This is a genomic window from Paenibacillus sp. HGF5 (genome assembly GCF_000204455.1).
Classification (GTDB): Bacteria; Bacillota; Bacilli; order Paenibacillales; family Paenibacillaceae; genus Paenibacillus_AQ; species Paenibacillus_AQ lautus_A.
Window position 1 is genome coordinate 117,808 of the sequence record NZ_AEXS01000167.1, and the last position, 20,709, is coordinate 138,516.

Sequence of the window (20,709 nt, forward strand, 5' to 3'; positions counted from 1 at the left end):
CATTCCGCCCTCTTCGCTGGGTCATTCCATGAGGCAAACCTCCTCCATGATTGACCTTTTATTGGGTTGGTGATTAATTGGCACTCTCGTTCTGCTCGATATCATTGAACTTCAGCATATGACCGAGCTTCGCTTGCTTGGTGTGCAGGTAGCCCGTGTTATCCTCGTTCTCCGGCATTTGAATCGGGACGCGCTCCACGACCTCCAGGCCGTAACCTTCGAGACCCTTGATTTTACGCGGATTGTTTGTCAGCAGGCGGATCTTCCTTACGCCCAAATCCTTCAGGATCTGGGCTCCGATGCCGTAATCGCGCAGATCCGCCGCAAAGCCTAGCTTCAGGTTCGCATCGACGGTGTCGAGCCCTTCTTCCTGCAGCTTATAGGCTTTCAGCTTGTTGATCAAACCGATGCCCCGTCCCTCCTGGCGCATATAGAGAAGCACGCCTCTGCCTGCTTCATCAATCTGGCGAAGGGCCGCCTCAAATTGCGGACCGCAGTCGCAGCGATGGGAGTGGAACACATCCCCTGTCAAGCACTCGGAGTGCACGCGGACGAGAACCGGCTCACTCGGGTCGATCTCTCCTTTTACCAATGCGACATGCTCTTTGTTGTCCACGTCATTGGTGTAGGCTACGGCTTGAAACACGCCGTAGTCGGTCGGCATCCGCACCGCCACCTCGCGCTGCACGAGCTTTTCTTTTTCGTTGCGGTAATGGATCAAATCCTTGATGCTGATCAGCTTCAGATCATGCTTTTTCGCGATCTCCATCAAGTCTGGAAGCCTTGCCATCGTGCCGTCTTCCTTGATCACCTCGCAGATGACGCCTGCCGGATAGGAGCCGCTCAGGCGGGCTAGATCGACAGCCGCCTCCGTATGTCCTGCCCGGCGAAGAACGCCGCCGTCTTTCGCAATCAGCGGAAACATATGGCCCGGTCTTCGAAAATCGGCGGCCGATGCATTTGGATCCAAGATGCCGTTGACGGTTATGGAACGTTCATGGGCGGATATGCCCGTCGTGGTGTCCTTATGGTCAATGGAGACGGTAAAGGCCGTTCCATGATAGTCCGTGTTTTGCGTCACCATCGGTTTGAGATCGAGCTCCCGAGCCCTGGCCTGCGTCATTGGCAAACAGACCAGCCCGCGGCCTTCGGTGATCATGAAATTGATGACCTCAGGGGTAGCTTTATCCGCTAATGCGATAAAATCGCCTTCATTCTCGCGGTCCTCGTCATCAACAACGATGACGACCTTGCCTTCCTTCAAATCTGATAACGCCTCTTCGATCGTATGAAATGAAAAGCGCTCATCCATCCCTATTCCTCCTTCTTCTCATGGAGATATCTCTATATGCAAGAAACGGCTTAGGCAAAGCCATGCTCGGCCAGGTAATCCCTGCTGATCCCCGATTTCGTGCCGCTTCTGCTTCCTGCGCCTTCCGAACCGTAGTGCAGCAGGTGATCTACATATTTCCCCAAAATGTCGCATTCGATATTAATCGTGTCGCCCGCTTTTTTATAAGCGAGCACCGTCTCCGCCAGCGTATGGGGAATGATGGACACCGTAAAGGAGGAATCCGTCGTTTTGACAACGGTCAAGCTGATTCCATCCAATGTGACCGAGCCTTTCGGAATGATATATTTGAATACGTCCCCATCCGTGGGCGAAATCTCGTATACCACTGCATTCTGATCGGCCTTTACGCTCCGAATGACGCCGATGCCATCCACGTGTCCCTGAACGATATGGCCTCCGAATCTCCCTCCGGCTGCCATCGCCCGTTCCAAATTAACCTTCCCGCCCGGCTGCAGCTCCTTGAGATTCGTATTCCTATAGGTTTCCGGCATAACGTCAACCGTAAATACGCCCTTGTCGATCGCCGTAGCCGTCAAGCAGACGCCATTTACGGATACGCTGTCGCCCAGCTTCAGATCGTCCATAATCCGGTTAGCGGAAATGCTCAGCAGCATGGCCTCCCCTTGGCGCCCGATACGCCGCATCTCGCCGATCTCCTCGACCAATCCAGTAAACACAGGCTTCCCTCCTTTCTCGCTCCTTATTTCCAGACCGGAATGCCAGTGACGTAGATATTGTCGCCCAGTCTTTCGGTCTCAAGTCCTGTCAGCGAAATCGCTTGGTTCATCTGTTCATAACCGCTGAACATGTAATTTCCCGGCGCATCATACCCGCCGATGATTTTGGGAGCGATAAACTGGATGAGCCGGTCCACCAGCTTCTGCTCCAGCATCGAGCCATTAAGCGTACCGCCGCCTTCCAGCAAAATCGAGGCGATCCCCTTTTGTCCCAATTGCAGCAGCGCTCCCTTCAGATCCACCCGCGGTCCAGGCCCGCAGGGGATGACCTGAACACCAAGCTCTTCCAACTCGGTCCGCTTCGTGTCATCCGCCTGCTCCGTCGTCAAGATCCAGGTGGGCGCCAATCCGTCTAACACGACATGGCTGTCGAGCGGTATCCTCAGGCTCGAATCCACGATGATCCTGACCGGGTGCAGCCCCTTAACGCCAAGCCGGGTCGTCAGGCTCGGGTTATCCGCGATAACCGTAGACACGCCGACCATGATGCCTTGATGGCGATGGCGCAGCGTATGCACCAGCTCCCGGGATTTTTCATTGGAGATCCACTTGCTGTCCCCGGTTTTCGAAGCGATCTTGCCGTCCAGCGTGCTGGCCGTCTTTAACGTGACGAAGGGCCGGCCCGTCGTAATGAATTTAACAAAGGCTTCGTTCAGGCGAAGAGCGCGATCTTTAAGGATACCCGTTTCAACCTCGATTCCCGCTGCGCGCAGCATCTGAATCCCTCTGCCCGCCACGAGGGGATTCGGATCCTCGCAGGCCACAACCACCCGCCGAACGCCCTTGGCGATAAGCCTCTCGCTGCAAGGCGGCGTTGCGCCGTAGTGACTGCAGGGCTCCAATGTCACGTACACGGTACTGCCTGCCGCTTTCGGCCCGGCCATATTCAGGGCATGAACCTCGGCATGCGGCGTTCCGCGTTCCAGATGCGTGCCCACCCCGGCGAGAGCACCGTCCTTAACGACGACGCAGCCGACTACCGGGTTGATCCCGGTTTGGCCCTGCGCACGTTCAGCCAGATCCAGCGCAAGTGACATATAGAATTCATCGTTGACGATATCCATGCTAAACATGCCCCTTTCCCAACGTTCATACAAAAAAGCCCTGCCAAAGATTCCGAAGAATCCTTAAACAGGGCTTGATGGAAGTTAATCATTGACACGATAAATAACCGTCATGAATGCAGATTTCGCGTATAGCAAGCGACCCAAATCCGTCACAGGCGAAACCAAAAAAACGCCGTCACAGCTTTGAATCGCATGTGAAAACCTGCACATAACGCATGTCACGCTGTGCGCAAAGACACAATAACATGTGCTGCTTATGTGTCTTTCACTCCTTCTCCCATCCAGACTATACTGTCGGTCCCGGATTTGCACCAGGTCCACCGCATACGATGTGAAACATCACATTCATATCCGGGTCACGGACTAAGACGCAGCACTCTGCTTCGATAAGCTCAATCACTGCGTTCATCACCGCCGGTAGGGAATTTCACCCTGCCCCGAAGGATTAAACATATGAAATTGTTTGATCTTATGAAGAATCTTATCACCCCCTTTTGAAAATTGCAAGAAAAAACAACTAACTTTTTTAAAGCGAATAACTTTAATGCTGTCATTAGCATGGACTTTTAAAGGAGAACGCTTCCCGAAAGGAGAACAGTTAAGTAGGGTAAGCAAGGAGGTAAGAAGTAGTTGAAAAGGAGCGAGCCACGATGAAAACTTCGCTGGACATTATCGTCCGTCCCACGGAGATCGACGTCAACGGACATGTAAACAATGCAAAATACCTCGAATACCTGGAGTGGGGCCGGGAGGAATGGTACGAAGCGGGAGATCTGCGGTATGATGTGCTGAAACGGCTCGGGGTTCAGACCGTCACCGTCAATATCAATATCAATTACCGCAAGGAGTGCGGCCAAGGCGAACGGCTGACCGTCGTGACGGAACCCGAGTCCATGGGCCGCACGAGTTACGTCATGGCCCAGCGGATATACAACGAACAGCATGAGCTGTGCGCGGATGCCATCGTTACCAGCGTGGCGATGGATGTAAACTCACGTAAAAGCCGGCCCGTCCCCGAAGAACTTCGCCGATTGTTCCCAGCCCCTGCGTAATCCGCCCTTTGCGGCGGCCATAAAAAACAGACTCACCCCTGAGGGTGAGCCTGTTTTTGCATGATGCTGAATTTATTATGCTTCGTACACTTCTACTTTTTCCATTTTGTCGCGGCCTTTGAATGCATCCACGTATTCCATGCCTTCAACAACTTTGCCGAATACGGTATGTTGTCCGTCCAAATGCGGCTGCGGCTCGTAGCACACGTAGAACTGACTTCCGCCGGTATTCCGGCCGGCATGCGCCATGGCCAAGCTTCCGCGCTCGTGCTTGTTAGGATTGATCTCGCAGTTAATGGTATAACCCGGTCCGCCGGTTCCCGTTCCTTGCGGACATCCGCCTTGAGCAACGAATCCAGGAATTACGCGGTGAAATACCAGACCGTTATAGAAGCCGGAGTTGGCCAATTTCTCAAAATTAGCCACCGTGTTCGGTGCATCGTTCTCGAACAGGTCAAGCACAACCTCTTTGCCGTTTTCCAAGGTGATCTTCGCTTTTTTTGCCATATGTGTGTATCTCCTTCCGTTATCTCAAACGCTTTTATCGATTTTTTTACAATGCAAGTTATAGTTTACTATGTTTTGAGCCTCGAAGCAAAACGAACTTGTCCCTCCCCCGCGACCATAGCCGACGGAAGGCAGGACGAAGAGCCCTGACCGCAGCCGGAGGCTTTGGCGGGCCCTTCCTATCCAGAGACATTGACGTCTTATAAACTCGTAACGGTTTCTTTTGTTACATCCGCCGGCACGACATCGTTGCTGATGATATCGGCAAGCGATTCGCGGCGAACGACCAGATTGCTTTGCCCATCCTTCACGAATACGACCGCAGGCTTGCGGATCCGGTTGTAATTGCTGGCCATGGAATAGTTGTATGCGCCCGTGCAGGACACCGCCAGCAGATCGCCCGTTTCAACCTTCGGAAGCTCCAGGTCCCAAATCAGCATGTCTCCGCTCTCGCAGCATTTGCCGGCAATGGATACCGTTTCTTCCGGCTCTTCTTTAGCACGGTTTGCAAGCAGCGCTTCGTATTTCGATTCGTAGAGTGCCGGACGCGGATTGTCCGTCATGCCGCCGTCGACGGCAACATATTTGCGCACCCCGGGAATATCCTTGCTGGTGCCCACCGTGTAGAGCGTGGTGCCTGCGTCACCGACGATGCTCCGACCCGGTTCCACCCAAATTTCAGGAAGCTCGGAACCAAGGCCCGCAAAATGGTTCTTTACCGCATCCGTAATCGCTTTTACATATTGGGATACTTGAAGCGGCGTATCTCCATCCACGTAGCGGATACCGAATCCGCCGCCCAGGTTCACGACCTTGAACACAACGCCCAGGCCTTCTTTTACGGAAGCTGCAAATTCAGCTACGCGCTGAACAGCCATCTGGAAGCCTTCTACCTCAAAAATTTGGGAACCGATGTGGGAATGGATGCCCATGAGATGAATATTGGCCTGTGCTTCCGCAAGCTGCACCGCTTCGTACGCAGAGCCGTTGCCGATATCAAAGCCGAACTTCGAATCGGTTTGTCCTGTCGAGATATATTCATGCGTATGCGCCTCGACGCCCGGTGTCACGCGAAGCAAAATGTTGACCTTGCGGTTCTTCTCGGCAGCGATGGCCTGCAGCATATGCAGTTCGATCACGTTATCGACAACGAAACAGCCGATTTCGGCATCCAGCGCCATCTCGATCTCTTCCGGCGTCTTATTATTTCCGTGGAAATGAATCCGATCCGCCGGGAATCCGGCCTGAAGCGCCGTGTACAGCTCTCCGTCGGAAACAACGTCGAGCGACATGCCTTCCTCGTCGGCCAATCGGCACATGGCCATAACGCAGAACGCCTTGCTTGCATACGCGACTTGGAACTTCAAACCGGAAGCCTTGAAGGCCTCGATGTATTCCCGGCAGCGGTTGCGAACCGACTGCTCGTCTACGATATATAGTGGTGTTCCATATTGAGCTTTCAAATCGGATGTGTCACACCCGCCGATTTCCAAATGCCCCTGATCGTTAATCTTGCTTGTACCGTGTAAAAACATGCTTACAATTCCTCCGATCCATTGTTTCAAAAATAGGGTAATCGAATAATTGTTCACAGTATAGCAGACAACGGAAGGTAATCAAAATGGATTTTTCAACACAACATTTGTGTTATTGTTAGTGCTCGCCCCTCGGATTCATTTCCGGGCCCATTTTCGTGTTGTCACGCGTTTTGTTGAGAGCCGGGCGTCTTCTTGACATAAGCAGCGGTTTGCGGAATAAAATTTCACCCATCGCTTTTGCACTAAATGGTATAAACGGCCATAAATAAGACGAGTTATAGGAACGGTGGGTCGTCAGAAGCAGAATTAGAAGCGTTGTCCCGATGACAAACCCCTTCACCCCGAACATGGCTGTGGCCAGCAGCAGGACCAGCCTGACCATCCGGTTGGCCAGCCCCAGCTCATAACTTGGAGTCGCAAACATCCCTATGGAGGCAACCGCCATATACAAGACAACCTCGTTGACAAACAATCCGGTTTTAACGGCAATATCGCCGATCAAAATCGCAGCGATCAAGCCCATTGCCGATGCGAGCGGCGTCGGTGTATGAACCGCGGCCAAGCGGAGCAAATCCACGCCGAATTCCACGATCAGAAACTGCAGAATAATGGGAATTTTCGCATTCTCCTGCGGACCGATGATATCGAGACCCGGCGGCTTCAATTCAGGATGGACAACCAGCAGCATCCACAACGGGAGCAGGAACATGGAAGCAAAAATGCCTATAAATCGTATCCAGCGAAGATAGGTCCCCATAAACGGGGTCTGGCGATTCTCTTCCGCATGCTGACAGAGATCCAGGAAGGTGGTCGGCATGATCATCACACTCGGCGATGTATCCACCATAATGACGATCCGGCCTTCCAGCAGATGGGAAGAGACCACGTCCGGACGCTCGGAATAACGGACCAGCGGATAGGGGTGCCAGCCCTTGTTTACAATCGCTTCCTCCAGCTGCTTGTCGCCAAGAGGGAGCCCCTCCAAATCGATTTCCTGGATTTTCTTCCGGATGGCTTCTACCTGGGTACGGTCGGCTACGTCATCGATGAAGACCAAACTGACGTCCGTTCTCGTACGCCTTCCCACTTTGATGATCTCCACATGCAGTCCCGGATCACGAACCCGTCTCCGCACGAGGTTAACGTTCGTCACCAGCGTCTCCGTAAACCCGTCCCTGGCGCCTCGAACAACGCGTTCGACAGCCGGCTCTTCGAGTCCCCGTACGGGATATTTCCGGGTGTCCAGGATGATGGCGGAATGCGCATCCTCGATGAACAGCGCGCATAGGCCTGACAGGACCTCGTCAATCACCTTGCTGAGCCTGGTGTCCCGCTCTACCTGAACATGGGGAATATAGCGGTTCATGATTTCGGAAAGCGCATGGTTGTTAACGTCGTCTGGCGTCAGGTACGTCAGCCTTGTCAAAATTTCCGTCACCACGACATCGTTGGTGAACCCGTTTAGAAAGAGAAGCCCCGCATTTCTGCCGGCAAAGTTCATCTCGCGGAATACCACGTCAAACGAAACCCCAAGGCCGATCACTTCCTTAAGCGTTTCTTTCAGTTCGCTCAACTTCGCGGGAACATCGTCCGTTTGCTGCCAATAAATGACGGATTCCTTGGTGCTGTCGGAGGTTTCAGCCTCCCTCTTTTCCTTTAGCGCTTCTTCCTCTAACGCTTTGATCTCGGATGGGGGAATGATCGGAATCCCGGCCTCCAGTTCGCCGCCATGCGTTGTTTTCTCGTCCATAACCTACCTCCTAGCCATAACTGTCACTTGCTGTAAACAAACCAGTCGAACAGGGAACCCGCTACCTTGCCTGCCACCATGGCCATCAGAAGACCAAACAAATACCCCTTCAGCCGGAGCCGCTTGGCCAGAATCGGCAGGACATTCAATACTTCCGTCAGTGCGGCTGCCAGCATGCCGATAAATATTCCGCACATCAGTCCGATTATGGTACTCACGACCGGTCCCAAAGGAACGGACCATCTCCAGAAATCGGCCACCGTGCCAATGAAGGATCCCGTTATCAATGCTCCTTCATACCAATGCACCCGGCTGTAAGTCGCCGTCAATTGGGACAATCTCGGTATGATGTCCAGCACTATGATGAGCGCAATCACGCCCCCGCCGACGGCGATGCCTCCGGCTACGCCGAGAACACAGGTAAATACCCCTTGCAGAATGGACATCATCATGGTTTTTTCCCCGTCGTATCGGCATCGGCGTTCATTTTCCGGTATTCTTCGGCAACCACGAACTGATCCAGATTTTCCTGATAGAGGTACATTTCCACCTCCAGCGGGGTCGGTTCTTCATTCCATTTTTTCTTGAACAAATGATTGAAGAACACCGTCATGCCGAATCCGAGCCCCAGAGAGTAAGCGATCTGGAACAAATAGGGATGCTCGTCTCGTTTTCCCGTCACCATTTCGACAATCCGGATCTGGACCTCGAGCATGTTGACGTCTGCATGAAAGTTCATGATGGTGAGCGCAGAACCGAAAAACAAGAGCAGCCAAATGAGCGGGAACCACAGCTTGGATCGCTTGCTGTCCGGACCGACAAGCTCCACCAGGGTATGATGGTTACCCATCGGTTCAATATGGGCGCCCGGAATCAACCCTTGTATCTTCGGAATGATTTGAATCAGATCCATGACAAGACGGTTGCCGTCGATATCCTTCGGCTGAGTCAACGGCAGGGCTCTGAGCCGTTTCTCCCATTCGGGCTCACAGACTATGAAGGCGACATCGCCTAGTTTGACGGTCTGGTCTCTTGGCAGCCGTATTCGGCTCCGCAGCTGCAGAAACACCGTCGGAGTGGGATTAACCTTCATCCGAAACACTCCTTTACTGCTAAATTACCGTTAGTATGGGAAATTACCATCGTTTCTACTCGGATTTACCATACTTTCTTTAATCGCCGGACCGGCCAGGACCGTTATACAAAAAAACAAGCTAATCAACCATCGACATCTCACTTAGAAGACAGGCCCCCTTTTGGGAAAGATCGTGAAGCGAGATAAAGGGGGAAGACGCTGAAGTGGTTACGGTCTTATTTCCGCAAGAAAGCGCCGTCCCAGAAGGACGGCGCTCTCTTTGTGCAGGCTTTAGGATACGGTATAGATCCCGCTACTGCGCGATCTCGTTCCGAATGCTCTGCAATATTTTTTTCTCAAGCCGCGATACCTGCACCTGGGATATGCCCAGCCGGGTGGCAACTTCCGACTGCGTCTGATCCCGGTAGTACCTTAGATATACAATGAGCCGCTCCCGTTCGGTCAAGCCCCCTATCGCTTCGTTCAAGGCCAGCTTGTCAAACCATCGTTCCTGCGAATCATCGGCAATCTGATCCATTAGCGTGATGGGATCCCCGTCATTTTCAAATACGGTCTCATGAATCGAGGTTGGCGGTTTGTTCGCCTCCTGGGCAAACACCACTTCCTCGGGCGTTACCCCCAGCTCTTCGGCAACCTCTTTCACCGTGGGAAGACGATCGAGCTGCTTGGACAGCTCGTCCCGCTTCTTCCTGACTTTGTTGGCCATCTCCTTAAGCGAACGGCTGACCTTCAGAGTCCCGTCGTCCCTTAAGAAACGCTGAATTTCACCGATAATCATCGGTACGGCATAGGTAGAGAACTTTACGTCATAACTGAGATCGAACTTGTCCACGGATTTGAGGAGACCGATACAGCCGATCTGAAACAGATCATCCGGCTCATACCCACGGTTCATAAACCGTTGAACGACAGACCAGACAAGACGAATATTACAGTTGACGAGCGTGTCCCGGGCGACATTATCCCCGCTTTGGCTAAGTGCAATGAGTCGTTTGACCTCCGCGTCGTCCAAATAAGTCTGCGAAGTTTTCTTCACATCGGCATCCATTTGTCCAACCCCTAATTATATAAAGCTTTCTTAGATTCGATCCTCTTTTTCATTTTGATCGACGTACCGTTGCCTGGTTCGCTGACCACTTCAAATTCGTCCATGAAATTTTCCATGATGGTGAATCCCATGCCGGATCGTTCCAGCTCCGGCTTCGAGGTATACAGCGGCTGCTTCGCCATCTCCAGATCTTCGATCCCGTGGCCGGAATCTTCGATGCGCAGCGTGATCATATCCCCGTCTATCGAGGCTTCAATCTTGACGACCCCTTCCGGGTCGCTGTCGTAACCATGGATGATGCTGTTCGTGACGGCCTCGGAAACCACCGTTTTCAGATCGTTCAGCTCATCCATGTTGGGATCCATCTGGGAGATGAATGCAGCCACGGCGACACGGGCAAAGGATTCGTTTTCCGACCTAGCGGCAAACTGCAGCGACATAAAATTATGCTGTGCTCTTCCTTCACTCATGACACTACCTCCAGACCCGAGAGTGCCGTGCCCTCGTTCTCGTATATCGGCATGATTTTGAACAGCCCCGACATGTCAAGCAAGCGGTAAACCTGCGGCTTGACATCGCACACCGCCATCTTTCCGCCCTTTTGCTTGATGAATTTATAGCGTCCCAGAATGACTCCCAGCCCTGAGCTGTCCATAAAATCCAAGTCTTTTAAGCTCAGCACCAAGTGCTCTGTTTGACGTCTCTGAATGGCTTCATCCAGCTGCATCCGGACATGATCGGCCGTATGATGATCCAGCTCGCCGGACAGACGGACGATCAGAACATGCCTGTGATGCTCCATATCAACATGCAGATTCATGTTTGTTCACTCTCCTCCCTGACATGAACAAGGATTTCTACATTCGAAAAAGACATTCCTGCATCACGACAAAACTAGAAGAAAACTCCCATTAATCTACATGAAACAACTTGCCGGTTGTCCGTTTGAACAGCTTCCAGAATCCGGCCTTTTCCACCTCGACAGGCGATGTCAGCTCGAACTCCTTCACGAGCTGTTCCCCCTGATAGACAGACAGCTTGCCGATGACTTGTCCGGCGGCTACCGGTGCCTTCACGTTCGGATCCAACTGAATCTCATGACGGATGTCCGGATTCTTTACGCCTTTCTTGACAAGCACGCTGTAGTCTTTTTCCGCTTGAATCGAGATCTCGGGCACGTTGCCCTTTTGAACCTTCACGATACCGAGCACTTCGCCAGGCTTATAGATGGAGTGCATCGTGTATTGGGAAAAGGCATAATCAAACATGCGCGATACTTCATTGTTCCGCGTCTTGGTGTCCGGAGCCCCCATGACAACCGCTACAGCGCGCAGCCCGTCCCGTTTGGCCGTTGCCGATAAACAGAACTTGGCTTCGGACGTATACCCGGTTTTCAATCCGTCCGCGCCCGTGTAAAACCGCACCAGCTTGTTCGTATTGACCAGCCAGAACGGTTTCTCCGAATCTTTGCGCAAGTAATCCTGATAAGCGCCGGTATATTTGGTGATCTGGTCGTATTTCAGCAATTCCCTGCTCATGACCGCTATGTCATGGGCCGATGTATAATGATTCTCTGCAGGAAGTCCGTTGCAGTTCACGAAATGCGTATCTTTCATCCCCAGCTCCGCCGCTTTCTCGTTCATCATTTTCACGAAGCCTTCTTCCGAGCCGGCAATCTTCTCCGCCATCGCAACGGAAGCATCATTGCCCGACGCCATGGCAATGCCTTTGAGCATCTCGTCCACGGTCATTTCCTCGCCGGGCTCAAGAAAAATCTGGGATCCGCCCATGGATGCCGCATATTCGCTGGTGCGCACCTTATCGGTCAACTTCAATTGTCCTTCATCGATGGCTTCCATCGTAAGCAGCATCGTCATTACCTTGGTGATGCTTGCCGGAGGCAGCTTATCATGGCTGTTTTTCTCGTAAATAATGGTTCCGGTATCCGCATCCAGCAATATAGCGGAACGGGCACTTGGCGCCAGCTCCTCTTGAGATGATCCTCCGCCGGGTTTGCTATTTTCTTCCGCATAACTTGGTACAGCCGCACTGGACAATCCCACGGCTAGAACCAGGAATCCAGCGATTAACGCTTTTTTCACTTCCGTCCCCTCCTGACATTCGTAATGGCATCCCGCTGTGCGCGGGTCTGCTATTCATTGTCGTCAGGTTGAAAACAAATTATTCCAGTATTTTACGGAAAATTGTTGCCATTCATCTAAAAGGACATAACAAAGAGGCTGGGCTTTTCGCAGATTTACATCTGCAAGAAGCCCAGCCTCATGCTAATATCCATTACATTTTGGGAATGATGGCCATAACGAGCGCCAGGAATTTCTCACGTACCTTCTCCGCTGTTTCCATCACTTCGTCATGGGAAAGCGGTTGATCCAGTATGCCCGCTGCCATGTTGCTGATGCAGGAGATGCCCAGCACCTCAAGCCCCGCATGCCTTGCGACGATGACCTCGGACACGGTGGACATGCCTACCGCATCCGCACCAAGCGTGCGCAGCATGACAATCTCAGCCGGCGTTTCATAAGTAGGTCCCAGCAAACCCGCGTAAATCCCTTCTCTCAGCACGATGCCCTGACCCACGGCGACTTCTTTTGCCAATTGGCGAAGTTGACGGCTGTAAGCCTGGGACATGTCCGGGAAGCGCACGCCAAGCGCCGGATCGTTAGGCCCGATTAACGGGTTGGTTCCTGTCATGTTCAGATGATCGGAGATCAGCATGAGGTCGCCCGGCTCAAAGGACGTGTTGATGCCGCCGGCCGCATTGGTAACGAGCAGGCTCTTTACGCCCAGCTCCTTCATGACGCGTACCGGAAAAGCCGTTACTTCCGGGCCGTAGCCTTCGTACATGTGGAAGCGACCCTTCATCAGGACGACAGGCCGGTCGTGGATCGTGCCCAGCAGCAGTTCGCCTTCATGTCCTTCCACCGTCGATACGGGAAAATGAGGAATGTCCGTGTAAGCGATCGAAACCGGATTCTCAATCAATTCCGCCAGCACGCCGAGCCCCGAGCCCAAAATCAGGCCGACCTCGGGCTGGACGCCATTCTGCCCTCGTATGTATGCTGCTGCTTCCTTAATGCTTTGCTGATGGACTGAACTCATATTCATACCTCTCCTATTCTGATAATAAATTGTAGATCCTAGAGCCGGTAAGTCCGCCCTATGATCTCGGATGATAATGATCGTATACTTCCTTCATGCTTTTCTTGGCAGATTGATACATCCCGGTTGTGGACAATGCCGAGTGTCCCAGCATCTCCTGAACCGAACGCAAGTCCGCGCCGTTCCCCAGTAAATGCATGGCAAACGAATGCCGAAGGGTATGCGGCGTGATGTCCTCGTCAATATCGGCAAGCTTGCCATACTTTTTAATAATTTTCCAAAAACCCTGCCGTGTCAAGCGCGTTCCCAGCGAATTCAGGAATAACGCGTCTTCACCGGCATCCCTCATCAGCTTGTCCCGCATATCTCGCACATACAATGCAACGCTCTCGGCTGCAATGGGAGTGATCGGCAGAATACGCTCCTTCCCACCGGAAACCGCGCAGCGTAAAAAGCGCATCTCCAACTGGATGTCATGGACGGACAGATTCACCAATTCCGAGACCTTGATGCCCGAAGCGTACAGCAGCTCAAGCATCGCTTTGTCCCTGGCGCCCTGCGGGGTACCGGAATCGGGAGCCGACAGCAGCTTGTCCACCTGCTCCACGGTTAGCGACTTCGGCGGCTTCCGTTCCGGCTTCGGATTATCCAGCAGCTGGGTCGGATCCTGTACAATAACGGCTTGACGCACCAAATACTGAAAAAAGGAACGCAGGGAAGCCGTGCATCGAAGCAGGCTCGATGCCGCCTTCCCCTGCTGCCTCAGCCTTCCCACATACAGCCCGAGCAGCGTTCGATTCACCTCACGCGGATGGGTGACCTCCCTTTCAGCTGCAAATGCAAGGAATCCTTGAAGGTCGGCCCGATACGATGCTATCGTGCTTCGGGACAGTCCCTTCTCGTCCTCCAGATATTGTACATATTCGTCCAGATATGGTTTCATGATCTTTTGCTCCTATTCCCGCGGCCCTTTGCAAGCACGATCACTCTCCGTACCAGTAATACAATCGGAGACGCTCGGCCGGCGAATAACGGGAGTCCATGGTGCTCTCCGGCTGAAAAGCCTTTACCGCTTGACCCGAAGGCGCACGGTAAGGATCTACTGGTGTTAGCCAATCGCCTACCCATCCCAGCACGAAGTAAAAAAACATGGTCAACACGGCAAACATCGAAATAAAACGGATCAGTGAGCCTATTTTTCGAATAGATATAATCACTGGCAGCGCCTCTCTTTCACATGGCATCGATCGCTCAATTGAAAGCGGGTATTGCGGGTATCATTTCACGTAAAGCCTATGATACAAGCTGCAGGATTATGACGGCATCCCTCTTATCTCCGATCAGCCATTGGGCCCGGCGGTTATTCTGAAGAATAAAAAAACGTCTAATCGACGTACTTGGATGATGTAAAAGTATAAATTGTGCTTAAAAGTGAACGATACGATAATCGTGCATGAACCGCCTAATATAGTTAATTATCTAAAAAGCCCTCCCGGCTTACCGCCGTAGAGGGCTGCCGTGATGATCATCACTGCGGTTTGTTGAAAGATATAAAATTAGGATTTGTCCTGGTCATTCTTGCCCTTCTCTTTGCAACGGTAGCATATGCCATGGAAATCAAGCCGGTGGTCATGAACGGTAAAGTTGAATTCTCGCTCTAACCGCTCTTCCAACGGACCGAGCCAATCCTCGCGTATTTCATCCATGCTTCCACATTGAGTACATATCAAATGATGATGGTGATGCTTCGAAGTATCCGTCCGCAAGTCGTAACGGGCGACACCATCGCCAAAATTTATCTTCTCTACAACATGAAGCTCACTGAGCAGCTCTAGGGTACGGTACACGGTTGCCAGACCGATCTCCGGAGCCTTCTCTTTCACGAGCATAAATACATCCTCTGCGCTAAGGTGGTCGTCTTCATTTTCCAACAATACGCTTACCGTGGCTTCCCGTTGGGGCGTTAATTTGTATCCTTGGGATTGTAGCTGCTGCTTAATTTTGTCGATCCGCGCTTCCATCGTTTCCCTCCCCCTTGGAAATCACTGCACGTTATTGTTCACTTCCTTCATTATAGGGGGATTTGACAAACAAAGTCAAACGGTTTTGCTTTATGGAAAAATTCGCGGATTACAGCAACATGGGCGTAACCCAGCGCATCATGGCGGGGGTTACCCAGGTTTCAAAGGAAGCGACCCCGAGCGTCAGCATGACCATGAAAAATGTCAGCATGGCATACGAAGCAAAAGGCTTCATCATGCTGCCTCCCCGATTCATGATAAATCGGTCCCTGATAATGTATAGAGAGAAGGTTATCGCCGCTACACTGCACATCATGAGCACGGGGATGATGAGCAAATTTTGCGGTGCAATCGACACCAGGGCGAACAGCAGACCTTTCCATGAATACTGTCCCACCAGATAACCGACCGTAAACCCGATGAGAACCCCTTTTAGAAAATCCAATATCAATATTCCGGGGAGCCCGATGACGGACAATCCCAGAATCCATATCAAACCGATCCATTTCAGATGCAGGGCTGCGATGCTCCAGTAAGAAGACTGACTCATGGATTCTCCACCGTCCTGCACGTTAACAAAAAAGTGGTTTAAATAGCGGGCCATTTCCTGCTGCTGCTCCAATGAAAGCGCATTGACCATCAACGCTCCAAACAGCACGCCCACTAAAAACAAGACGCCTACAAACACATAGAGCATCGTCTGATCCTTAAAGGCCTGGCGGAATGATTGCATAGAATAGAGTCTCCTTTCTGTGTCTCTACTCTACTCTATGACAATCGTCAGCCTTGTATGACCTGCTTGGTTGAAAGAGTTGACCCAATTTACCGGAGCACCTTCCCGTAAGAGCCTCCGCCGCCAGCCGATAAGGGCAGCGTCCCATTCCGGGCCATCACGATGCTTGCCGCGAGTCCCTCGCCGGCAACGGCCGCCAGCTCGGCTTCCGTGGCCTGATGAAGGATATTCATTTCGGTGCCGAATGCGTCAAGCAGCTTCGACATGGAGGACTTCCCAAGACCCGGGATGAACTCTAGCGGAACCTGGTAGTGATACGAAGGTCGGCTCTCTGGCACCACGGGCTCCGTGCGGTCAGCGATGTTAAGAATTCGGTCGAACACCCCTTGAACCAGCTTGGTGCTTCCGCAGTACGGGCATCGCACCAAATCATGAATGTCGCTCCCTTCATCCAGAATGCTGTCGCATCCCACGCAATAGGTGCGATGGTATTTACCCAGTCTGGGATTCAGCCCATAGTTCGCACTGATTCTTCTCCCGTTGCTAGCCTGAAGCGCTTGGCGAAATTCTGCGAATGAAGGCTTGGCCATGTCGATCCGGTTGTATTCCCTGCCGATCTTCCCGAGGGAATGCGCATCCGAATTGGTCAAAAAGGAATAGGCATCCAGCTCGCTAATACGTCCTGCCATCGAGGAATCGGCGCTGAGCCCAAGCTCGATGCCCGCGATCCCGTTCAGATCGAACACCTCGCTCATACGGTCAGCCATGCTGCCGTAAAGCCCCTTATGGGGCGTAAAGACATGAGCGGGTATCAGCAGCCCGCCGCGTGCCGTAATCTCTTGCTGCAGTTCCAGCGGACTGACATAGATGCGCTGGGAACTCAGCTGGACGTTTTTCATATATCCGGCCATCCAGCCGGTGAACTCCTGCATCGTGCTCAGGTCGGGAAAATAAGCCAGCACATGGGCCGCGCCTCGGCCGCTTTCACGTATTTCAATCTCGCTGCCAAGCAGGATTACCGTATCCCGGTACGCAATTCCGCCCCCGTCGATCTCCTGCATGACGCCGCTGTCCAAACACTGCAGAATGTCTTCCTGCACCGAAGGAGAATGGCAATCGATGATGCCGATCATCTGAATGCCTTTCCGCTCCGAAGCTTCGACGGCTATATTTTCAAAGGTCAGGTTGTTGCTTGCGCTTATTTTCACAGCTTGCCCGCTGCTTGTGCGACCGATATGAATATGCATGTCGCAGTAATAGGACTGAAGCTTCCCGGCAGAGACGTTTTCGTCAGGATGCTGCATGTCAGATCTTACCCGTCAGGCTGTACATATTCCAAGCATAGACGGCGAGAATGGTTTTGGCATCGCTGATTCTCTCCTCTTGGATGAGTGAGTACGCTTCTTCCAGCGAAATTTCCATCATCTCTATGAACTCGTCCTCATCGGGATTCATGTCGCCTCCGACCAGATCCTCTGCCAGGTACAAGTGAATGATCTCATCGGCAAACCCCGGAGATGTATAGAAGGAATGCAGTTTTCGGATCGAACCGCATGTATAACCGGTTTCCTCCTGCAGTTCACGCTTGGCCGCTTCAAGCGGATCTTCCCCCCGCTCCAGCTTGCCGGCAGGGATTTCAACCTCACAGCGCCCAAGGGGCTGACGAAATTGATTGACGGCCAGCATTTTATCGTCTTTTAACGCAAGCACCGCTACGGCGCCGGGATGTCTGACAACCTCACGGGTTGCCGTCTGCCCATCGGGCAGTGTCACCGTATCGACCTGCAGCGATATAATTTTCCCTTCAAAAATAGATTGGGTGGACAAGGTGGTTTCTTCCAGCAATTTATCCGATGCTTCACGGGTCTTACTGCCGATATCGCTCACAAAATGACCTCCTTTGTTTAAAAACGGCATGGCGGACCATGCTAGTGCATAAGGTGTATTATATCAAAATTACCAAGAAAGAAGGAAGCCGCCCATGAAAAGCTACAAAGGTGACCATTCGATACATTTGGTAGGACAGGCCTGGCAGATCCGGATTATGCTGAAGCAATGGCAGCAGCAATGGGGATCGGAAACGAAGATTATGGATATTATTTCTAAGTCTTCTAAAAATATTTACGAAAACAGATCGAAAAATTAGTTCTCGAGACCTGTTTTTCGACTTTTTTCTATTTTTTTCGAATACGGACCATGACCTTTTCGCCTATTAGGGTGTTATATATCATTGGGAGGCTTCGACATGCGACAACTACCTATTATTGAAACCGATCCGATTACAAATCCACCTTCAACTGAATATGAGCGCGGAAAAATGGTACAAAAAAACGCGGGTATCTTGAGAAGGCTCTGAAGAGCTTCAAGGATGCTGCACAATCCGCAACAACCGATACGACGAGCTCGGGATGGAAGGAAGTAGATTTAAGCTGGCTTGAGTACGGGCTAGTAAGCATGCGAATGCGTTCCTACGGCAAAGCCGAGGAGGCTTTCAGAACCGTCGTGCTTCATTCCGGTGCCCACGCCCAAGAGGCGCTGAATCAATGGGCCGCACTCCTGCTTCTGCAAGGAATCCCGGATCAAACCATATGCGAACGGCTCTTGAACGAAACAAGCAGCTTTCCGGCATCCAATATCATGGTTGGCAGGTCTTTATATTATATCGGGGCTTACCCGTTTGCCTCCCGCTGCTTTGCTGAGCAGGGAAGTTTATATTCCGATACCTGTATCATGTACGTGACTTGCCTCATCATGACAGGTCAAACCTCTGAAGCCATGCACTTCATTGACAGTTACCTTCGGGATTCCATCCGTCAGCCGCGGGAACTGCCGCGTCCGCAAGGATCCGAGATGGCTCAGCTAAGCCGAATCCGGCAGCTCTGCGAGTGGAGCGTCCAACATTCGCTGCCTGACCGATTCATCGCCATGTCGGAGGCTTTGGAATTAGCTCGCACCGCCATATCGCTCAAAATGATCTCCATCGCCGAACATCTGCTTGCCGATAGCGGCGAACGTGCTTATTATGCTCTTATCTGTTTTCTTTATGAGGAAGGCTACAGGGGGCAGGCAATTTCAAAGTTGCATCAATTGGAAGCGCTGCCTCTCCAGGATCAAGACAGCTACAGCTTCAAGGTATGTTTCATAGCGGCTGAGCATTTGTATGATCTGGGTAATTATGACGAGGCCGCATCCATGCTTGAGCAGCTCAGGCTCGCTTCTCCCGGGCATACGGAGGCTCGCTTCGGCGAAGCCGCTTGTTATTTGCAGTCCGCGTTGATTTCCCTTTCCGCCCGTCTGGAGGAGAGTTATTCCTCTGCATCGGCAAGGAAGGAAATCGAGTTATACCTCGACAACATTAATGCCGCATTGCATGTTGTCGAGAGTACGAACTGGCATACCACCTGGACGCCTGCCCAAAAAAGGGTAGAGACCTCCCCGACGATGTCATTCCTGAATTAGCTGCATATAAAAGGCCCGCTGCGGACATCCAGCATCCGCAGCGGGCTTTATTTCATCCTCATCATCGACTACGCTTTGGCCGTTTCCTGGATAATTCCAACCACGATCTGCGCCGCCTTTACCAAATCAGAAGCTTGAATACGCTCCTGCGTGGTATGAATGTCTTGATATCCAATCGCCAGATTGACGGTTGGAATGCCGAGGCCGTTAAAAATATTGGCATCACTGCCGCCGCCGGACCGGAATGTGCGGGTCGGCAAACCCAATCCGCCGATGGCCCGCTGCGCAAGCTGAACGACCTCGTCATGCTCATTGAAGCTGAAGGCCGGATAAACGATCTCGCTAATGAACTCGCAATTGGCATTGTATTCACGAACCGTGGTTTCAAGCGCTTCACGCATATCATTCACTTGCTTATCGACCTTTTCCTGAACGATGCTGCGTGCTTCGGCATCGATCTGAACAAAGTCGCACACGATATTCGTAGCGCCTCCGCCCTGGAATTTGCCGATGTTAGCCGTGGTCTCCTTATCGATGCGTCCGAGCTTCATTTTGGCGATGGCTTTGGACGCGACTTGAATGGCACTGATGCCGTCCTCCGGATTTACGCCGGCATGGGCAGACTTGCCTTTAATAATCATTTTGATCTTCGCCTGGGTCGGGGCGGCAACTGCGATCGAACCTAACTCCCCGTTGGAATCCAGCGCAAAGCCGATATCCGCATCCAAAACATCGGGATTCAACGCCCGCGCTCCGACCAGCCCCGATTCCTCGCCTACCGTAATGACAAACTGGATTTGCCCGTGCGGTATGTTATTTTCCTTAATGACCCGAATGCCTTCCAGCAAAGCGGCGATGCCGGCTTTGTCGTCCGCCCCGAGGACGGTCGTTCCGTCGCTTCGGATCCAACCGTCATCGCCCAGAGTCGGTTTGATGCCTTTCCCGGGTGTTACGGTATCCATATGGCAGGTAAAAAGCAGCTTTGGCGCATGCTGGGCCGCCTCGTCCGCTTTCCAGGTAATAATCAGATTGCCTGCTCCGTGCCCCGTCTTTTCCTTGGCATCGTCTTCTATGATTTCGAAACCGAAACCGGAAAATTTATGCTGGAGAACTTTCGAGATCTCTTCTTCATGTTGGGTTTCGCTATCCACTTGAACCAGTTCCATAAACTCTTGAATGATACGCTCTTCTGAGATCACTGGACTTCCCTCTCTTTCGCAGATACGA

The 20,709-nt window shown here is 52.2% G+C and carries 23 protein-coding genes and 1 riboswitch; of the genes, 3 read left to right on the forward strand and 20 right to left on the reverse strand.

Going from position 1 to position 20,709, the window contains the following annotated elements; translation table 11 throughout:
• Nucleotides 1-73 precede the first annotated feature (73 nt).
• Genes HMPREF9412_RS27955 through ribD form a run of 3 tightly spaced genes read right to left on the reverse strand, consistent with a single transcriptional unit; the run spans nucleotide 74 to nucleotide 3,155 of the window.
• Nucleotides 74-1,312 (reverse strand): bifunctional 3,4-dihydroxy-2-butanone-4-phosphate synthase/GTP cyclohydrolase II, encoded by a 1,239-nt coding sequence (locus HMPREF9412_RS27955; protein WP_009595119.1) that lies wholly within the window; start codon nucleotides 1,310-1,312, stop codon nucleotides 74-76.
• Nucleotides 1,313-1,362: 50 nt separating this feature from the next.
• Entirely contained in the window at nucleotides 1,363-2,031 is a 669-nt protein-coding gene (ribE, locus tag HMPREF9412_RS27960) for a riboflavin synthase (protein WP_009595133.1), read from the reverse strand.
• Between the two features lie 23 nt (nucleotides 2,032-2,054).
• Nucleotides 2,055-3,155 (reverse strand): bifunctional diaminohydroxyphosphoribosylaminopyrimidine deaminase/5-amino-6-(5-phosphoribosylamino)uracil reductase RibD, encoded by a 1,101-nt coding sequence (gene ribD / locus HMPREF9412_RS27965; RefSeq protein WP_009595220.1) that lies wholly within the window; start codon nucleotides 3,153-3,155, stop codon nucleotides 2,055-2,057.
• Nucleotides 3,156-3,423: 268 nt separating this feature from the next.
• Nucleotides 3,424-3,607: riboswitch (FMN riboswitch) on the reverse strand.
• Nucleotides 3,608-3,808: 201 nt separating this feature from the next.
• Here ribD and HMPREF9412_RS27970 point away from each other — a divergent pair.
• Complete coding sequence (locus HMPREF9412_RS27970) at nucleotides 3,809-4,210, forward strand: acyl-CoA thioesterase (RefSeq protein ID WP_009595168.1); 402 nt, start codon at nucleotides 3,809-3,811, stop codon at nucleotides 4,208-4,210.
• Between the two features lie 75 nt (nucleotides 4,211-4,285).
• On the opposite strand, the gene HMPREF9412_RS27975 is transcribed toward HMPREF9412_RS27970, so the two are convergent.
• From HMPREF9412_RS27975 to HMPREF9412_RS28050, 16 genes are all read right to left on the reverse strand, one after another.
• Nucleotides 4,286-4,717 (reverse strand): peptidylprolyl isomerase, encoded by a 432-nt coding sequence (locus HMPREF9412_RS27975; RefSeq protein WP_009595227.1) that lies wholly within the window; start codon nucleotides 4,715-4,717, stop codon nucleotides 4,286-4,288.
• Between the two features lie 200 nt (nucleotides 4,718-4,917).
• Complete coding sequence (lysA, locus tag HMPREF9412_RS27980; RefSeq protein ID WP_009595174.1) at nucleotides 4,918-6,252, reverse strand: diaminopimelate decarboxylase; 1,335 nt, start codon at nucleotides 6,250-6,252, stop codon at nucleotides 4,918-4,920.
• Between the two features lie 118 nt (nucleotides 6,253-6,370).
• Nucleotides 6,371-8,005: a spore germination protein gene (locus tag HMPREF9412_RS27985; protein ID WP_009595242.1), complete on the reverse strand. Its 1,635-nt coding sequence runs from the start codon at nucleotides 8,003-8,005 to the stop codon at nucleotides 6,371-6,373.
• Between the two features lie 23 nt (nucleotides 8,006-8,028).
• Nucleotides 8,029-8,457, reverse strand: coding sequence for a stage V sporulation protein AB (locus HMPREF9412_RS27990; RefSeq protein WP_009595161.1), 429 nt, complete (start codon nucleotides 8,455-8,457; stop codon nucleotides 8,029-8,031).
• On the reverse strand, nucleotides 8,454-9,098 hold the full coding sequence (locus HMPREF9412_RS27995) for a stage V sporulation protein AA (RefSeq protein WP_009595232.1): 645 nt from the start codon (nucleotides 9,096-9,098) through the stop codon (nucleotides 8,454-8,456). The genes HMPREF9412_RS27990 and HMPREF9412_RS27995 overlap by 4 nt, the downstream gene beginning before the upstream one ends.
• 295 nt (nucleotides 9,099-9,393) lie before the next feature.
• Nucleotides 9,394-10,149: an RNA polymerase sporulation sigma factor SigF gene (gene sigF, locus HMPREF9412_RS28000; protein ID WP_009595135.1), complete on the reverse strand. Its 756-nt coding sequence runs from the start codon at nucleotides 10,147-10,149 to the stop codon at nucleotides 9,394-9,396.
• Between the two features lie 11 nt (nucleotides 10,150-10,160).
• On the reverse strand, nucleotides 10,161-10,619 hold the full coding sequence (gene spoIIAB / locus HMPREF9412_RS28005) for an anti-sigma F factor (RefSeq protein WP_009595262.1): 459 nt from the start codon (nucleotides 10,617-10,619) through the stop codon (nucleotides 10,161-10,163).
• Nucleotides 10,616-10,969: an anti-sigma F factor antagonist gene (gene spoIIAA / locus HMPREF9412_RS28010; protein ID WP_009595152.1), complete on the reverse strand. Its 354-nt coding sequence runs from the start codon at nucleotides 10,967-10,969 to the stop codon at nucleotides 10,616-10,618. Before spoIIAA ends, spoIIAB begins: the two co-directional genes overlap by 4 nt.
• Before the next feature lie 91 nt (nucleotides 10,970-11,060).
• Entirely contained in the window at nucleotides 11,061-12,251 is a 1,191-nt protein-coding gene (locus HMPREF9412_RS28015) for a D-alanyl-D-alanine carboxypeptidase family protein (RefSeq protein ID WP_009595223.1), read from the reverse strand.
• A gap of 193 nt (nucleotides 12,252-12,444) precedes the next feature.
• Nucleotides 12,445-13,269: a purine-nucleoside phosphorylase gene (locus HMPREF9412_RS28020; protein WP_036673830.1), complete on the reverse strand. Its 825-nt coding sequence runs from the start codon at nucleotides 13,267-13,269 to the stop codon at nucleotides 12,445-12,447.
• Between the two features lie 58 nt (nucleotides 13,270-13,327).
• On the reverse strand, nucleotides 13,328-14,212 hold the full coding sequence (locus HMPREF9412_RS28025) for a site-specific tyrosine recombinase (protein ID WP_009595206.1): 885 nt from the start codon (nucleotides 14,210-14,212) through the stop codon (nucleotides 13,328-13,330).
• Nucleotides 14,213-14,252: 40 nt separating this feature from the next.
• Nucleotides 14,253-14,486 carry a YqzK family protein gene (locus HMPREF9412_RS28030; protein WP_009595237.1) on the reverse strand — a complete coding sequence of 78 codons (234 nt, stop codon included), beginning with the start codon at nucleotides 14,484-14,486 and terminating at the stop codon, nucleotides 14,253-14,255.
• A gap of 339 nt (nucleotides 14,487-14,825) precedes the next feature.
• Nucleotides 14,826-15,290, reverse strand: a complete 465-nt coding sequence (gene fur, locus HMPREF9412_RS28035; protein WP_006209405.1) for a ferric iron uptake transcriptional regulator — start codon at nucleotides 15,288-15,290, stop codon at nucleotides 14,826-14,828.
• A gap of 109 nt (nucleotides 15,291-15,399) precedes the next feature.
• Nucleotides 15,400-16,023 carry a stage II sporulation protein M gene (gene spoIIM, locus HMPREF9412_RS28040; RefSeq protein ID WP_009595126.1) on the reverse strand — a complete coding sequence of 208 codons (624 nt, stop codon included), beginning with the start codon at nucleotides 16,021-16,023 and terminating at the stop codon, nucleotides 15,400-15,402.
• Nucleotides 16,024-16,112: 89 nt separating this feature from the next.
• The gene (locus HMPREF9412_RS28045) at nucleotides 16,113-17,327 is read right to left on the reverse strand and encodes an endonuclease Q family protein (protein WP_009595195.1); all 1,215 of its coding nucleotides are present in this window, start codon (nucleotides 17,325-17,327) and stop codon (nucleotides 16,113-16,115) included.
• Nucleotide 17,328: 1 nt separating this feature from the next.
• Nucleotides 17,329-17,910: an NUDIX domain-containing protein gene (locus tag HMPREF9412_RS28050; RefSeq protein WP_009595101.1), complete on the reverse strand. Its 582-nt coding sequence runs from the start codon at nucleotides 17,908-17,910 to the stop codon at nucleotides 17,329-17,331.
• Between the two features lie 94 nt (nucleotides 17,911-18,004).
• Here HMPREF9412_RS28050 and mciZ point away from each other — a divergent pair, with 94 nt between their 5' ends.
• Together mciZ and HMPREF9412_RS28055 are read left to right on the forward strand one after the other, a co-directional pair.
• Entirely contained in the window at nucleotides 18,005-18,169 is a 165-nt protein-coding gene (gene mciZ / locus HMPREF9412_RS32285; RefSeq protein WP_009595125.1) for a Z-ring formation inhibitor MciZ, read from the forward strand.
• 308 nt (nucleotides 18,170-18,477) lie between these two features.
• Complete coding sequence (locus tag HMPREF9412_RS28055; RefSeq protein WP_254664124.1) at nucleotides 18,478-19,482, forward strand: tetratricopeptide repeat protein; 1,005 nt, start codon at nucleotides 18,478-18,480, stop codon at nucleotides 19,480-19,482.
• Between the two features lie 68 nt (nucleotides 19,483-19,550).
• Here the strand turns inward: HMPREF9412_RS28055 and HMPREF9412_RS28060 are convergent, their stop codons facing one another.
• On the reverse strand, nucleotides 19,551-20,681 hold the full coding sequence (locus HMPREF9412_RS28060) for a tripeptidase T (protein ID WP_009595144.1): 1,131 nt from the start codon (nucleotides 20,679-20,681) through the stop codon (nucleotides 19,551-19,553).
• Nucleotides 20,682-20,709: the final 28 nt, after the last annotated feature.